The organism is Streptomyces sp. Ru73 (assembly GCF_002920575.1).
Lineage (GTDB): Bacteria > Actinomycetota > Actinomycetes > Streptomycetales > Streptomycetaceae > Streptomyces.
Genome location: NZ_PQSQ01000018.1, coordinates 53331 through 68344, shown reverse-complemented (window position 1 = coordinate 68344; position 15014 = coordinate 53331). Strand labels below are relative to the sequence as shown.

Sequence of the window (15014 nt, the reverse complement as noted above, 5' to 3'; positions counted from 1 at the left end):
ACCACCTCGTCCACACCCTGTGGATAAGAGTTGTCCGCAAATCCACACCCCGCTGACCTGGGGTGATCTACTGGTGGGCGGACTGCTTGTGGACGCGGTCGGGATAACTCTCCAGTCCCCAGGGTGTGGAAGGAAGATTCTCGCCCAATCTGTGGAGGGAAGCCGTGTCCTCGTCAGAAATCGAACAGCGGCGGGGAGTTCATGAGCGGCCGGCCGGTCCGTTCCACAGCGTGGGGACACCTTTCAGGGGCTCGGGGGACGCGCGGTACGGCCTCCTGACGTCCTGTCGGCGGCGGCCACGAGATCCCTCTGAGAGCCGCTCACACAAGCCGGCCGCGGTCACGGGACCTTCTGAGAGCCGTTCAGGACCGCCTGAGGGCCGCTCAAAGAAGAAGGGCGCCCCGGGAGTTCGTCCCGGAGCGCCCTGGGCGCGCCTGCGGCCGGCGCCGCGCGCCTCAGCCGTTCTTGATGCGGTTCGTCAGCTCGGTCACCTGGTTGTAGATGGAGCGGCGCTCGGCCATCAGCGCGCGGATCTTCCGGTCCGCGTGCATGACGGTGGTGTGGTCGCGGCCGCCGAAGTGGCCGCCGATCTTCGGCAGCGACAGGTCGGTCAGCTCACGGCACAGGTACATGGCGATCTGCCGCGCGGTCACCAGCACCCGGCTGCGTGAGGAGCCGCACAGGTCCTCCACCGTCAGCCCGAAGTAGTCGGCGGTGGCCGCCATGATCGCCGTGGCGGTGATCTCGGGGGCCGCGTCCTCGCCGCCGGGGATCAGGTCCTTCAGCACGATCTCGGTGAGGCCGAGGTCCACCGGCTGCCGGTTGAGCGAGGCGAAGGCGGTGACCCGGATCAGCGCGCCCTCCAGCTCGCGGATGTTCCGCGAGATCCGGGAGGCGATGAACTCCAGCACCTCCGGCGGCGCGTTCAGCTGCTCCTGCACCGCCTTCTTGCGGAGGATCGCGATACGGGTCTCCAGCTCGGGCGGCTGGACGTCCGTGATCAGGCCCCACTCGAAGCGGTTGCGCAGCCGGTCCTCCAGGGTCACCAGCTGCTTGGGCGGCCGGTCACTGGAGAGCACGATCTGCTTGTTGGCGTTGTGCAGCGTGTTGAAGGTGTGGAAGAACTCCTCCTGCGTCGACTCCTTGCTCGCCAGGAACTGGATGTCGTCGACCAGCAGGATGTCCATGTCGCGGTAGCGCTTGCGGAACGCGTCCGCCTTGCCGTCGCGGATGGAGTTGATGAACTCGTTGGTGAACTCCTCCGAGCTCACGTATCTGACCCGGGTGCCCGGGTACAGGCTGCGGGCGTAGTGGCCGATCGCGTGCAGCAGGTGCGTCTTGCCGAGCCCGGACTCGCCGTAGATGAACAGCGGGTTGTACGCCTTGGCCGGGGCCTCGGCGACGGCGACCGCAGCGGCGTGCGCGAAGCGGTTGGACGCGCCGATGACGAAGGTGTCGAAGAGGTACTTCGGGTTCAGCCGCGCGGTGGGCTCTCCGGGGCCGGTGGCCGGCGCGGGCTGCGCGGCGAGCGGGCCCGGCGCGCCGCTGGGCGCGGGCAGGCTGCTGCCGGGGCCGCCGGGTGCCGCGTGCCGGCCGTGGCCGCCCGGCTGGTGCCCCTCGGTGTCACGGTGCTGCGGGGACTGCTCGTACGGACGCGGAGCATCGGAGTGCGGGCGGTCGGTGCCCTGCCGGCGGTAGTCCTCACCGCTCTGCGAGCGGTAGTCATCGCTCTGCGAGCGGTAGTCGTCACTCTGTGACCGGTAGTCGTCGTTCTGCGACCGATAGTCGCCGGGACCCGGCCTGCCGTGCTGCTGGAGGTGGGAGGGCGTGGCATAGGGGTCGCGCTCGGGGAAACCGCCGAGCCGCTGCTGCTGCCAGCCGTAGTCCTCGCGCCGCCCGGAGTCGTCGGGCAGGCCGGAACGCCGGTCCTCCGTGTGCTGCGGCCAGGCGCCGGGCGCGGGCCGCGGCTGCTGGTGCTGCTGCTGGTACTCGGGGTACGCGGGCCGCACCGTGGGCAGCTCGTCGTTCTGATGGCCGCCGTGTCCACCCTGCGGTACGCCCTGGGGACCGGTTTCATGGCCGTTCTGCCGACCGTAGCCCTGGCGGTTGTCGTAGCCGTCGTACGCGTCGTGCGAGAGCTGCGGCTGCTGCGAAGGCAGGTGCTGCTGCGGCGGGGCGGGGGGCTGCGGCGCCTCGGAGGTGTCGTCGACGGTGATCGCGATACGGATCGGGCGGCCGCATTCGTGGCTCAGCGCCTCCCCGATGAGGGGCGCGAGCCGGCCCTCGAGGACGCCCTTCGCGAACTCATTGGGGACGGCGAGCAGCGCGGTGTCGGCGACCAGGGCGAGCGGCTGGGTCCGCTTGAGCCAGTCCTGGTCCTTGGGCTTGAGGCTGTCGCTCTCCGCCCGGAGCAGGTGGTCGAGTACCCGCGGCCACACTGCGGCAAGATCTGCAGGGACGTCAGCCACAGAGCACGCTCTCTCACAGGTCCCACGAATGTGTGATTCTCAGGACGGGCGGGAAGGAATCGGAGTTCAGCCACGGTAGTCAGCTGACCCGCGCGTGTTCAAGTTGTTGTCCACAGCCTGTGTACAGCGTGTCCCGTCATGGAGCCGGTTTGACCGGATGATGCGGCCCCGCGTACCGTGACCAGGTCGAGTTGTCGATGGCTGCTGCCGCCTGCCTCCGATGGGCAAAGATCGCGCCCAGCGATCGTGTAGCGGTGCACTCGGGCGTATGCGAGCTACTCGTGGGCGCACGGTGACAGCCAGTCGACGCCCCACACCTGTCTCGCAAGAGGCAACAATCTTTCCTGGAGCCCCCGAGTGAGCAAGCGCACCTTCCAGCCGAACAACCGTCGCCGCGCCAAGACCCACGGTTTCCGCCTGCGCATGCGCACGCGTGCCGGCCGCGCGATCCTCGCGTCCCGCCGCGGCAAGGGTCGCGCCCGCCTGTCGGCCTGACGGCCCGGTCTAGGTCCATGTCGTGCTGCCTACCGAGCATCGGCTGAGGCGGCGCGAGGACTTCGCGGCCGCGGTACGCCGAGGACGCAGGGCCGGGCGCCCGCTCCTCGTCGTCCACCTACGCAGCGGTGCAACGGACCCGCACGTACCGGGGGAAATGGTTCCCCCGGCGCGTGCGGGTTTCGTCGTGAGCAAGGCCATCGGCAACGCCGTGGTCCGGAACAAGGTCCAGCGCCGTCTCCGGCACCTCGTGCGCGACCGCCTGGACCGGCTGCCCGCCGGTAGCCTGGTGGTCGTACGCGCGCTGCCCGGCGCCGGCCAGGCGGAGTACGAAGCACTCGCCCACGATCTCGACGCCGCGCTGCAGCGCCTGCTGAGGACCCCCCGGCGGGACCCAGGAGGGGGCGCTCCGTGAAGTACCCGCTGCTGCTGTTGATCAAGTTGTACCAGTGGACCATCAGCCCCTTGCTGGGTCCGGTCTGCAAGTACTACCCGTCGTGCTCGCACTATGGCTACACGGCCATCGACCGGCACGGCGCGGTAAAAGGGACCGCGCTGACCGCTTGGCGCATCCTGCGTTGCAACCCGTGGTCGCTCGGTGGTGTCGACCATGTACCGCCCCGGAAACATCCGGTCTGGCACCAGCGGCTGAGGAGCCGCTTGAGCGGGCCCGCCGTCCATGATGAGCCCGCCGCACAGCCCGAGACTCAGCCCAACGCCCAAGGAGCTTGATTCGTGGACACGATCCTGAAGCCTCTCTATTACGCAGTTTCCTGGATCATCGTCCAGTTCCACTCGTTCTTCAGCCTGATCTTCGACAAGAACAGTGGCGCGGCGTGGGGTCTGTCCATCGTGTCGCTGGTGGTGCTGATCCGGATCTGCCTGATCCCGCTCTTCGTGAAGCAGATCAAGTCGACGCGGAACATGCAGGCGCTCCAGCCGAAGATGAAGGCGATCCAGGAGCGCTACAAGAGCGACAAGCAGCGCCAGTCCGAAGAGATGATGAAGCTCTACAAGGAGACGGGCACCAACCCGCTCTCGAGCTGTCTCCCGATTCTGGCGCAGTCGCCGTTCTTCATCTCGCTGTACCAGGTCCTCAGCCACATCGCGAAGAACCAGACCGTCGGCTTCATCGACGCACCGCTGCTGGCGAGCGCCCAGAAGGCGCACATCTTCGGTGCCCCGCTGTCCGTGAAGTTCATGGACTCGGCCTCGAAGGTGGAGGCGCTCGGCGCCTCGCTGACCGACGTCCGCGTCGTGACCATCATCATGATCGTCCTGATGTCGGCGTCGCAGTTCTACACGCAGCGCCAGCTGATGACCAAGAACGTCGACCTCACGGTGAAGACGCCGTTCATGCAGCAGCAGAAGATGCTGATGTACGTCTTCCCGATCATGTTCGCCGTCTTCGGCATCAACTTCCCCGTCGGTGTCCTCGTCTACTGGCTGACCACCAACGTGTGGACCATGGGCCAGCAGATGTTCGTCATCCGCCGTAACCCCACTCCGGGCAGCCGGGCCTACAAGGAGCGCCAGGAGCGCCTGCGCGCCAAGGGCAAGCTCAAGGAGGACCCGGCGGAGGTCGAGGCGAAGAAGGCCGTCGAGGAGGCGCGCCAGAACCGCCAGCAGCCCAAGCGCCAGAGCAAGTCCCAGCGCCAGACCGCGGCCCCGGCCGCCGGCGGCACGCAGGCCCGCGCCCGGGCCCGTGCCGGTACGCAGGGGACGGGCTCCACGGCCACGGACGGCGAGGCGAAGCAGTCGCTGCAGAAGGACTCGGGCCAGAAGGCGGACGCGGCGAAGAAGAACGCCGCGCAGAAGTCGCAGGGCGGCAAGGGCAAGGGCAGCTCCGCCGCCGGTTCCTCCCGTAACGCCAAGTCCGGACAGCGCAAGGGCCAGCAGCGGCCCAAGCACCCGTCCAAGAAGTAGAAGGAGTTCTTCGTGACGGACACGACCCCTGCCGCCGAGGGCACCGACACCCTGTCCCGGCTGGAGCAGGAGGGCGAGATCGCGGCCGACTACCTCGAGGGCCTGCTGGACATCGCGGACCTCGACGGCGACATCGACATGGACGTCGAGGCCGACCGCGCCGCGGTGTCGATCATCAGCGACTCCACCAGCCGTGACCTGCAGAAGCTGGTGGGCCGCGACGGTGAGGTGCTGGAGGCGCTCCAGGAGCTGACCCGGCTGGCGGTGCACCGGGAGACCGGCGACCGCAGCCGTCTGATGCTGGACATCGCCGGCTACCGCGCACGCAAGCGCGAGGAGCTCGCGGAGCTGGGCGCCAAGGCGGCCCAGGAAGCGAAGACCTCGGGCGAGCCGGTGAAGCTGAAGCCGATGACGCCGTTCGAGCGCAAGGTCGTGCACGACGCCGTCGCGGCGGCCGGGCTGCGCAGCGAGTCCGAGGGCGAGGAGCCCCAGCGCCGGGTCGTCGTGCTCCCGGCCTGACCCCCGGCGCTCGCGCGTGTCCCTTGGCCCCGTCTGTTCGCAGGCGGGGCCATGTCTTGTCAGCCTTCCGCGTGGACCGGCATCCGACCGGGCACCGGCAGTATCAGCAGTTCAGAGGAAGGGCGGTAACCGTGACGGAGTCAGCGGCGGAGCTTCCCCCGGCGCCCGAGGCGGCGCGGGAGATGTTCGGTGAGCGCTTCCCGGAGGCCGTACGGTACGGCGAGCTGCTCGCCGACGCGGGTGTGCGGCGCGGGCTGATCGGTCCGCGTGAGGTGCCGCGGCTGTGGGAGCGGCACCTGCTGAATTGCGCGGTGCTCTCCGAGGTGGTTCCCGAGGGCGTCTCGGTGTGCGACGTGGGCTCCGGCGCCGGCCTGCCCGGCATTCCGCTGGCGCTGGTCCGGCCGGATCTGAAGATCACCCTGCTGGAGCCGCTGCTGCGGCGCACGAACTTCCTGCAGGAGGTCGTGGAGCTGCTGGGCCTGGACCATGTGACCGTGGTGCGGGGCCGGGCCGAAGAGGTGATGGGCAAGATTCCCCAGGTTCACGTGGTGACCGCGCGTGCGGTGGCGCCGCTGGACCGGCTGGCCGGCTGGGGCGTGCCGCTGCTGCGGCCGTACGGCGAGATGCTGGCGCTCAAGGGGGACACCGCGGAGGAGGAGCTGAAGGGCGCCCGGGCGGCGCTCAGCAAGCTCGGCGTGGTGGAGACCTCGGTGGTGCACGTCGGCGAGGGCGTGGTGGACCCGATGTCCACGGTCGTCCGCGTCGAGGTGGGCGAGAGCCCGGGCGGTGTCCGCTTCGCGGCCAAGCGCGCCAAGGCGAACCGCGCCAACCGGGCGCCCAGGGGGCGGCGCCGCTAGCTTCCCGCAGTACAAAACCAGACGCAGACAGGAGCGCTTTCCGTCCGCCGACGGGGAGCGCTCCTGTCGTGTGCGGCTGGGGCGTCGCCCGAACCGACCAGGTCCATGCTCCATACAACCCACCAAAACGACATAAGCCGGAGTGTCGCGGGGGAATGGGACACGGCGCTGGCATCGTGTTTCACGTGAAACGTCGCTCCCTGCTGCATGGAATCATCAGCCGAGGTCGTGCGGCTGCCGCACAGCGTGGCCACCGACCCGGTCGGGTCACGGATGTATCCACAGAGGAGGATTCATCCACAGGAGACAGGGCCTCCCTGGTTCGCGGCACCGAAACCATGGCAGGCTCTGAGCATTGCGAGCCTGAAGTCGAGGAGAGTGAATCCTTGCGGTCCGACGCCAACATCGCGGGACCGATGACCGATCCGGTCCCCGGTCCCCGTAGCGAGTCGCTCGGGGAAGACGTTTCACGTGAAACGCCGTCCCCGATGGACGACACCCCGATCGGTCGTGCTGCTCAGTTGGCAGTCCAGGCGCTGGGCCGTGCGGGAGAGGGGCTTCCGCGCCCCGAGCAGACCCGGGTCATGGTGGTGGCCAACCAGAAGGGCGGGGTCGGCAAGACCACGACCACCGTGAACCTGGCCGCCTCACTGGCCCTGCACGGGGCACGGGTGCTGGTGGTCGACCTGGACCCGCAGGGCAATGCCTCCACGGCCCTGGGGATCGACCACCACTCCGAGGTCCCTTCCATCTACGACGTCCTCGTGGAGAGCAAGCCGCTCTCCGACGTGGTGCAGCCGGTGCCGGACGTGGAGGGGCTGTTCTGTGCGCCCGCCACGATCGACCTCGCCGGCGCGGAGATCGAACTGGTCTCGCTGGTGGCCCGCGAGAGCCGGCTGGACCGGGCCATCAAGGCCTATGAACAGCCGCTGGACTACATCCTCATCGACTGCCCGCCCTCGCTCGGCCTGCTGACGGTCAACGCCCTGGTGGCCGGCGCCGAGGTGCTCATCCCCATTCAGTGCGAGTACTACGCGCTGGAGGGTCTGGGCCAGCTGCTGCGCAACGTCGATCTGGTCCGTGGCCATCTGAACCCCAAGCTGCATGTGTCGACGATCCTGCTGACCATGTACGACGGCCGGACCCGGCTCGCCTCGCAGGTCGCCGACGAGGTGCGCAGCCACTTCGGCAGCGAGGTGCTGAGAACCAGCATTCCCCGCTCGGTCCGTATTTCCGAGGCGCCGAGCTACGGGCAGACGGTGCTCACCTATGATCCGGGCTCCAGCGGATCGCTGTCCTACCTCGAAGCGGCGCGGGAGATCGCGCTGCGCGGGGTGTCCGGGACGGCGGGTCAGGGGCTCAGCGTGACCTATGAATCACAGCACAGCATGTCGGAGGGGAATCAGTGAGCGAACGACGTAGAGGGCTGGGCCGCGGGCTCGGTGCGCTGATCCCCGCGGCACCGCAGGGTTCGGACAATGCCGGCCCCGCGGTGGGCCGGGGGACGACGTCGCCGTCGGCGGTGCCGGTCATGTCGCCGGAGCGGGGCGTGGCCGCGGCCAAGGTGGCGGCCATCCCGGACGCGCCTGTTTCACGTGAAACAGAGGCGCCGGCCGAGCCGGCAGCGGCCCCCCAGGAGAACGAGGTCGCTGGAGCGCACTTCGCCGAACTTCCGCTGGACTCGATCACGCCCAATCCGCGGCAGCCGCGCGAGGTCTTCGACGAGGACGCCCTGGCGGAGCTGATCACCTCCATCCAGGAGGTGGGCCTGCTCCAGCCCGTCGTCGTACGGCGAATCGGCCCGGAGCGGTACGAGCTCATCATGGGCGAGCGCCGCTGGCGGGCTTGCCGGGAAGCCGGGCTGGAGAAGATCCCGGCGATCATCCGGGCGACGGACGACGAGAAGCTCCTCCTGGACGCGCTGCTGGAGAACCTCCACCGGGCGCAGTTGAATCCCCTGGAGGAGGCGGCGGCCTACGACCAGCTGCTGAAGGACTTCAACTGCACGCATGACGAGCTGGCGGACCGGATCGGGCGGTCGCGTCCGCAGGTCTCCAACACGCTGCGGCTGCTGAAGCTGTCGCCGTCGGTGCAGCGGCGGGTCGCGGCGGGCGTGCTGTCGGCCGGTCATGCGCGGGCGCTGCTGTCCGTGGAGGACTCCGAGGAGCAGGACCGGCTGGCGCACCGCATCGTGGCCGAGGGCCTCTCGGTCCGCGCGGTCGAGGAGATCGTGACCCTGATGGGGTCCGAGCCCAAGAGCACGTCGCGGGCGAAGGGGCCGCGGGCCGGTACCCGTGTCTCGCCCGCGCTGAACGATCTCGCCTCCCGGCTCTCGGACCGCTTCGAGACGCGGGTGAAGGTCGACCTCGGCCAGAAGAAGGGCAAGATCGTCGTGGAGTTCGCCTCGATAGACGATCTTGAGCGCATCCTCGGCACGCTGGCCCCCGGCGAGGGCCGGGTGCTGGACAAGCACCAGGAGGAGGACGGCGACGAGGCGTGAGTGACGCGCCGTCCCCCTGGGGCGGGTCGTGTTCCGGTCCAGTGACCGGAATGCGGCCCGCCCTTTGCCTTCCGCGGTACCCCGGTTCATGTTGTCCCGGTTACGATGCGTTCGGGTATGGCACACATCCACTCGGAGTCACCTCACGACGAGGAGAGGCCATGCGATCGGTGAGCCGCACCGGATTGATGGCAGCGGGGTTCGGCCTGGGCGCAGTCGGCGGTTTCGTCGGTGGACTGCTCCGCGAGCGCGTCCCGCGGACCATGCCGGGAAGTGCGGTGGGCGAGGGAAGTGAGGACCTGGCTTCATGGGGCGTCGGCTCGTACCGCTCACGCTGGACAACCTTCCGGACATCCCCAAGCGCTGCCGATCGTGCGTCTTCTGGGAGCTCGACCCCGTCAGCGGCGAAGCCGCGGTAAAGAGCGGCCGGCCCGAGCTGGAGAAGGAAGCCTGGATCTCGGCGGTGCTGCTGGAGTGGGGCTCCTGCGGCCGCGTGGTCTATGTGGACGAGGTCCCGGTCGGCTTCGTGCTGTACGCGCCTCCGGCCTACGTGCCGCGTTCCACGGCCTTTCCGACGAGCCCCGTCTCCCCCGACGCCGTGCAGCTGATGACCGCCTGGCTCATCCCCGGCTACCAGGGACAGGGGCTGGGCAGGGTCATGGTCCAGACGGTGGCGAAGGATCTGCTGCGCCGGGGCTTCAAGTCGATCGAGGCGTTCGGCGATGCCCAGTGGACGGAGCCGGCGTGCGTGCTGCCCGCCGACCATCTGCTCGCGGTGGGCTTCAAGACCGTACGGCCGCACCCGCGCTATCCGCGGCTGCGGCTGGAGCTCCGCACGACCCTGTCGTGGAAGGAAGACGTGGAACTCGCGCTGGACCGGCTGCTGGGTGCCGTCCAGAAGGAGCCGGTGCTCCGGCCCCTGTAGCCGGACAGCGAAACGGGCCCGTCCCGGAGGGAGGGCCCGTTTCACGTGAAACATGCGAGGGGTCAGGCGAGGTAGTCCGCCAGGTCCCGCTCGATCGCGGCCTTCGGCTTGGCGCCGACGATGGTCTTCACGACCTCGCCGTCCTGGTAGACGTTCATGGTCGGGATCGACATGACGCCGTACTTGGCGGTGGTCGCGGGGTTCTCGTCGGTGTTCAGCTTGGCGATCACGATCTCGTCGTGCTCCGCGGCAATGGCCTCCAGGGAGGGGGCAACCTGGCGGCACGGGCCGCACCAGGTGGCCCAGAAGTCGACGAGTACAGGCTTGTCGCTCTTGAGGACGACCTCTTCGAAGTTGTCGTCCGTGACGGTCACCGTGGCACCGGCCATGGCGTTCTCCTTACTGGGTGGGTGTGAACTGCTGACGTTCGGACTCAGGCGGTCGGGGTCTGCTCCGGCTCGGCCGGGGTCTGCTCGGGCTCGGCCGGCTCGCTGTCGGACAGCGAGGCGAGGAAGCGCTCGGCGTCCAGGGCGGCGGAGCAGCCCGTACCGGCAGCGGTGATCGCCTGGCGGTAAGTGTGGTCCACGACGTCGCCCGCGGCGAAGACGCCCTGGATATTGGTGTGCGTGCTGGGCGCGTCGACCTTGAGGTAGCCCTCGTCGTCCAGCTTCAGCTGGCCCTTGAACAGTTCGGTGCGCGGGTCGTGGCCGATCGCGATGAACAGGCCGGTGACCGGGAGCTCGGAGGTCTCGCCGGTCTTGACGTTGCGCAGGGTCAGGCCGGAGAGCTTGTTGTCGCCGTGGATCTCGGCGACCTCGCTGTCCCACACGAACTTGATCTTCGGGTCGGCGAAGGCGCGCTCCTGCATGGCCTTCGAGGCACGCAGGGTGTCGCGGCGGTGCACGATGGTGACGGACTTGGCGAACCGGGAGAGGAAGGTCGCCTCCTCCATGGCCGTGTCGCCGCCGCCGATGACGGCGATGTCCTGGTCCTTGAAGAAGAAGCCGTCGCACGTGGCGCACCACGACACACCGCGGCCGGAGAGCTCGTCCTCGCGGGGCAGCCCCAGCTTGCGGTGCTGCGAGCCGGTGGTGACGATGACGGCGCGGGCCCGGTGGACGGTGCCCGCGGAGTCCGTGACGGTCTTGATGGGCTCCGAGAGGTCCACGGCCGTGACATCGTCGGGCACCAGCTCGGCGCCGAAGCGCTCGGCCTGGGCCCGCATGTTGTCCATCAGGTCCGGACCCATGATGCCGTCACGGAAGCCGGGGAAGTTCTCGACATCGGTGGTGTTCATCAGTGCGCCACCGGCGGTGACGGCGCCCTCGAACACCAGCGGCTTCAGCGAGGCACGGGCGGTGTAGAGCGCGGCGGTGTAGCCCGCAGGCCCGGAGCCGATGATGATCACGTTACGGACGTCGCTCACGGGTGTCTTCCTTGTCTCTGCCGACTGCGTTGGGTGGGCTGGAGGAACTCTCACCCCACCCAACGGATCCTACGGGGCGAGCATTCCCGCAGTGTCCCAGCGCTCCCCTCCCGGCCCCGTGCCCCGGGCCCAGGGCGCTCAGTCGCGGGGGTAGGTCCCGCTGAGCAGGACCTTGCCAGGAGCGGGCGGCGACGAGGAGACGCACGCCGCGGAGATGACGTAGGCGGAGACCTGGGAGGCGTCGGACGGGTGGGGCAGTACCACGAGGTACGCCACCTTGCCGCGGTAGGTGTCGCGCGTCGAGGCCAGCGGCTTCTCGGGCCGGGGCAGGCCCTCCCGTACGCAGGAGGGGAGCGTGTCGTCCGCACCGCTCAGCGGCGTCTGGGGAGTGCTCTGCGTCCCCACATCGGGGGTCTTGCTGCGTCGCGGGGTGTCCAGCAGATCGCGGACGTGGTTGCCCAGCGTCGCTGAGCTGAGGTCCGTGGCTCCGGCGTCCGTCTCGGTGGCGTTCACACCGGGACCGGGCTTCGGTCCGGGATTCGCGGAACCATTCTGCAGAAGGACGCCCCCGATGCCGAGGAAGGCCGCCGCGGCGGCCGTGCCCAGGAGAACCTTGGGCCAGCGACGCGCCCGCGCCGTGCGGCTGCCCGGAGCCTTGCGGCCCGGACCCGTAGCGGAGCGCGGATAGCCGACGGGACGATCGGCGGAGCTGCCGGATGAGCGGCCCGGCGCTGTTTCACGTGAAACGGCGCCACGCTTCTTCTCGCGTGTTTCACGTGAAACATCGCTCCCGTCGGGGAACGCCGACTTCTGGGCGACCACACGTCCGCCATCGCCGGAGGCGGTAGGCACCAGGGCGGGGTCGCCGGCGGGCGCCGTGGCGTCGAGCAGCGCCTCGGCCGCCAGGGCGGCGTCGATGCGTCCGACGACGTCGTCGGGCATCCGTCCCGGTCCTGGCAACGTGCCGAGCAGTGAGCGGATCTCCTCCAGCGAGCTGTGGACGTCCTCACACAGTGGGCAGCCGTCGAGATGGGCGCGAAGATCCGCCGCGCGGGCGGGCGACAGCAGCCCATCCGCAAGCGCCGAGATCTCCGCGACCTCCGGATGCCCGCCGGTGTCGGTCGTGGATGTCACGCTCGCCCACCTCCGCCCTTCACGGCCCCTGAGTCGTTCGGTCCTGCCGTCTGTGGGACGGATGTCCCCTGCGCCCGGTTCCTTCCCCCGCCTGAGGTGCCGTTATCCCCGTCTTCGGCGCGCAGATGGGTGAGCATCGGGAGAAGCCTGGCCCGGCCCCGTGCGCACCGGCTCTTCACCGTGCCGGTGGGGACGCCAAGTACTTCGGCGGCCTCCGCGACGGGGTAGCCCTGCATGTCGACCAGGACGAGGGCCGCGCGCTGCTCGGCGGGGAGCGTGCGGAGCGCGCTGAGCAGTTCGCGGTGCAGATCCTGCCGCTCGGCGGGCACAGCGGCGGATTCATGCGGCTCGATGAGCTGTTCCAGCCGCTCGGTCTCCGCCACCGGCGACGTGCGCCGGGAAGCGGCCTTGCGGGCACGGTCCAGGCAGGCGTTGACCGTGATGCGGTGCAGCCAGGTGGTCACGGCCGACTGGCCGCGGAAGGTGTGGGCGGCGCGGTAGGCGGACACCAGAGCGTCCTGTACGGCGTCGGCCGCCTCCTCGCGGTCGCCGAGGGTGCGCAGCGCCACCGCCCACAGCCGGTCGCGGTGACGCCTGACGATCTCCCCGAAGGCGTCGGGGTCCCCTTCGACATGACGGGCGAGGAGCGCCTGATCGGACGGGCGGAGGTCATCTGCCATGGCGCGCCCCGCAGCAGCCGGCCCGGCGCGGGCCGGAGAGGTCCGATGGCGCGGAAGGTATCGCGTGGCGCCGGCTGCCGGGCGCTGCCCGGGCACGGGCCGCGGCCGGCCCGGTCGGATCACCGGCCGGGCCGGACCCTTCAACGACGGTGGGCGTCACTGCGCCATCACGCATAACCGAACCCCTGGCGTCAAGCTGTCGATGGGAGCTTACATACCGGTGCTCGGCGGTACCAGGCTGCAGAACGGCGTCCGCAGCGGGCGGCCGCCGACGCCGGCGGAGGCCCGGGGAGCCCCTGTGCATGCCGGCCGCTGCCCGCATCGACATCCTGGCGCCCCCCTGCTGCCCACCCCTAGCTGAGGACCTGGATCTCCTTGACCTGGCCCCGGTAGTTGCCATCGTCCTTCAACGGAAGGTCGGTGAGCCAGACCAATACGTATCGTGTCTTGATCGGCTCCTTGGCGCGCAGCGTGACCGACTCCCCCGTACCGCTGGCGATCTTCTTGAAACCGGCCAGGGTCGACGGCGCATCGCCGCTGTCCTCGGGCGCAGCGCGGAAGTCCAGCGAGGTGTTGCCGATCAGCTCGACCTTGACGCTGCCGACCTGCTGGACCTTTTTGAGGTCCAGAACCAGCCCCACGCCGGGCTTGAGGCCGCCGAGGTCGGAGCGCCCGTAGTAGTTGCGGGTCGGCCAGTAGGTGTCCGGATTGCCGTCGAGGGCGTTGCGGAGTTCCTGCGGGTTCTCGGTGCCGTCACCGCCCGGCGGTGGGTCGAAATCCAGGACCTTCGAGACCTTCACGGGCTTGCCCGACTCGGCCTTGCCGTGTTCACCGGTGGTCTGCGAGCTGGGCGGGTCGTCCTGGTTCCGGTCCTTGAGCAGCGTGTCGGCCAGCTGCCAGCTGCCCAGGCCCAGGGCGGCGATCAGCAGGGCGGAGACGCACCACTTGGCCGCCCTGCCGGTACGGCTCTGCAGCGGGGCGGGCGGGGGCGGCACCGGGCGGGTGGCCGTGGTCCCGGTCCGTCCGGCGGCCGGCTGACCGTACGAACCCTGCTGGTAACCGGTGCGCTGGTAGGGCGGCGGGGTGGTGAAGGCGGGCTCCGGCGGACGGATGCGCGGCATCGCGCCGACGGCCTTGGCCAGCTCCTCCGGCGTGGTGCAGGGCTGCTCCTGGCGGGAGGCGGTGGCCCCGTCGTTGACCAGGGCGCGCATGGCCAGCTCGGACAGGCCGCGGTGCACCCCGGCCCGCACCTGGTCGGGCGCGATCAGGCCGACGCCCTTGGGCAGCCCGGAGAGGCCGTACGCGTCGTTCTCGTACGGCCAGCGCTGGGTGAGCGCGGCGTACAGCAGCGCGCCGATCGCTTCGGTGTCGGTGCGCTGCGGGTGCTCGCTGGTGAGGCCGCGGAGCGCGGCCATGATGGCCAGGCCCCGGATGCGGTACTGGCCGGAGGAGGTGCGCAGGACGGAGCCGGGGGTGAGCCGCAGGTGAGCCAGCCCCTCGCGGTGGGCGGCGGCCATGGCCTGGGAGACCTGGGTCACGAGCTGGTAGGCATCGTGCGGTTCGAGCGGTCCGGAGGCGAGGACGGCGGTCAGCTCGGTGGCGTCCGGCAGCCATTCGTGGACGACGTAGACCAGGTCGTTCTCCTCGACGGCGTCGAGGACCTGGACGAAGCGCGGGTCGCCGAGCAGCGCTGCGGACCGTGCGGCGGACAGGACGGGGCGGGCGCGCGGGTGGTCGGCGGGCAGGATGTGAACCCCGACGGCGCGGCGCAGTTTCTCGTCGACGGCACGCCAGCTGCTGAAGCCGTCCAGTCGGGTGACGCACTCCTCCAGGCGGTAGCGCCTGGCAAGCTTGTGACCGCTGTGCAGTTCGGTCGGCTCAGCCTCGGATGCTGTGGCGCCCTTCGCGCCGCTGTCCGCGGTGCTCTGCACCGCGTCGGCCACCTTCTCGGCCTTCGTGCCGTCGGTCGTGGTCTCGTCCGCCTTGGCGGCGAGCGGTTCTCCACCGCTCGTGTCGGCCACGTCGACGGCAGCCGTGCTCCGTTCCGCCACCGTCGTTCCTGCCTCCCCATCCGTTGCATGCTC

General features: G+C 69.8%; 15 protein-coding genes. 9 read left to right on the top strand and 6 right to left on the bottom strand.

Features of this window, described 5'->3' with window-relative positions:
• Positions 1-455: 455 nt before the first annotated feature.
• Positions 456-2468, bottom strand: coding sequence for a chromosomal replication initiator protein DnaA (gene dnaA, locus C3486_RS11385; protein WP_103832503.1), 2013 nt, complete (start codon positions 2466-2468; stop codon positions 456-458).
• A 357-nt stretch (positions 2469-2825) separates the two neighbouring features.
• On the opposite strand from dnaA, the gene rpmH reads away from it, so the two are divergent.
• From rpmH to C3486_RS11340, 9 genes are all read left to right on the top strand, one after another.
• The gene (gene rpmH, locus C3486_RS11380; protein WP_003949374.1) at positions 2826-2963 is read left to right on the top strand and encodes a 50S ribosomal protein L34; all 138 of its coding nucleotides are present in this window, start codon (positions 2826-2828) and stop codon (positions 2961-2963) included.
• Between the two features lie 22 nt (positions 2964-2985).
• Positions 2986-3378 (top strand): ribonuclease P protein component, encoded by a 393-nt coding sequence (gene rnpA, locus C3486_RS11375; RefSeq protein ID WP_103832502.1) that lies wholly within the window; start codon positions 2986-2988, stop codon positions 3376-3378.
• Positions 3375-3695: a membrane protein insertion efficiency factor YidD gene (gene yidD, locus C3486_RS11370; protein ID WP_103832501.1), complete on the top strand. Its 321-nt coding sequence runs from the start codon at positions 3375-3377 to the stop codon at positions 3693-3695. The genes rnpA and yidD overlap by 4 nt, the downstream gene beginning before the upstream one ends.
• A 3-nt stretch (positions 3696-3698) precedes the next feature.
• Positions 3699-4889 carry a membrane protein insertase YidC gene (yidC, locus tag C3486_RS11365; protein ID WP_103832500.1) on the top strand — a complete coding sequence of 397 codons (1191 nt, stop codon included), beginning with the start codon at positions 3699-3701 and terminating at the stop codon, positions 4887-4889.
• A gap of 12 nt (positions 4890-4901) precedes the next feature.
• Positions 4902-5408, top strand: a complete 507-nt coding sequence (locus C3486_RS11360) for a R3H domain-containing nucleic acid-binding protein (RefSeq protein WP_031049992.1) — start codon at positions 4902-4904, stop codon at positions 5406-5408.
• A gap of 131 nt (positions 5409-5539) precedes the next feature.
• Positions 5540-6265 carry a 16S rRNA (guanine(527)-N(7))-methyltransferase RsmG gene (gene rsmG / locus C3486_RS11355; RefSeq protein ID WP_103832499.1) on the top strand — a complete coding sequence of 242 codons (726 nt, stop codon included), beginning with the start codon at positions 5540-5542 and terminating at the stop codon, positions 6263-6265.
• Between the two features lie 338 nt (positions 6266-6603).
• Positions 6604-7674, top strand: coding sequence for an AAA family ATPase (locus C3486_RS11350; protein WP_308461234.1), 1071 nt, complete (start codon positions 6604-6606; stop codon positions 7672-7674).
• The gene (locus tag C3486_RS11345) at positions 7671-8765 is read left to right on the top strand and encodes a ParB/RepB/Spo0J family partition protein (protein WP_103832498.1); all 1095 of its coding nucleotides are present in this window, start codon (positions 7671-7673) and stop codon (positions 8763-8765) included. Before C3486_RS11350 ends, C3486_RS11345 begins: the two co-directional genes overlap by 4 nt.
• Positions 8766-9072: 307 nt before the next feature.
• A complete protein-coding gene (locus tag C3486_RS11340) occupies positions 9073-9690 on the top strand; it encodes a GNAT family N-acetyltransferase (RefSeq protein ID WP_103832497.1) in 618 nt (205 codons plus the stop codon).
• Between the two features lie 62 nt (positions 9691-9752).
• Here C3486_RS11340 and trxA read toward each other — a convergent pair whose 3' ends face one another.
• From trxA to C3486_RS11315, 5 genes are all read right to left on the bottom strand, one after another.
• Positions 9753-10079: a thioredoxin gene (gene trxA, locus C3486_RS11335; protein ID WP_103832496.1), complete on the bottom strand. Its 327-nt coding sequence runs from the start codon at positions 10077-10079 to the stop codon at positions 9753-9755.
• 44 nt (positions 10080-10123) lie between these two features.
• Positions 10124-11116 carry a thioredoxin-disulfide reductase gene (trxB, locus tag C3486_RS11330; RefSeq protein ID WP_103832495.1) on the bottom strand — a complete coding sequence of 331 codons (993 nt, stop codon included), beginning with the start codon at positions 11114-11116 and terminating at the stop codon, positions 10124-10126.
• A gap of 138 nt (positions 11117-11254) precedes the next feature.
• A complete protein-coding gene (locus tag C3486_RS11325) occupies positions 11255-12250 on the bottom strand; it encodes an anti-sigma factor (RefSeq protein WP_103832494.1) in 996 nt (331 codons plus the stop codon).
• On the bottom strand, positions 12247-12930 hold the full coding sequence (gene sigM, locus C3486_RS11320) for an RNA polymerase sigma factor SigM (RefSeq protein WP_103832493.1): 684 nt from the start codon (positions 12928-12930) through the stop codon (positions 12247-12249). The genes C3486_RS11325 and sigM overlap by 4 nt, the downstream gene beginning before the upstream one ends.
• 353 nt (positions 12931-13283) lie before the next feature.
• Positions 13284-14981 carry a protein kinase family protein gene (locus tag C3486_RS11315; RefSeq protein ID WP_103832492.1) on the bottom strand — a complete coding sequence of 566 codons (1698 nt, stop codon included), beginning with the start codon at positions 14979-14981 and terminating at the stop codon, positions 13284-13286.
• Positions 14982-15014: the final 33 nt, after the last annotated feature.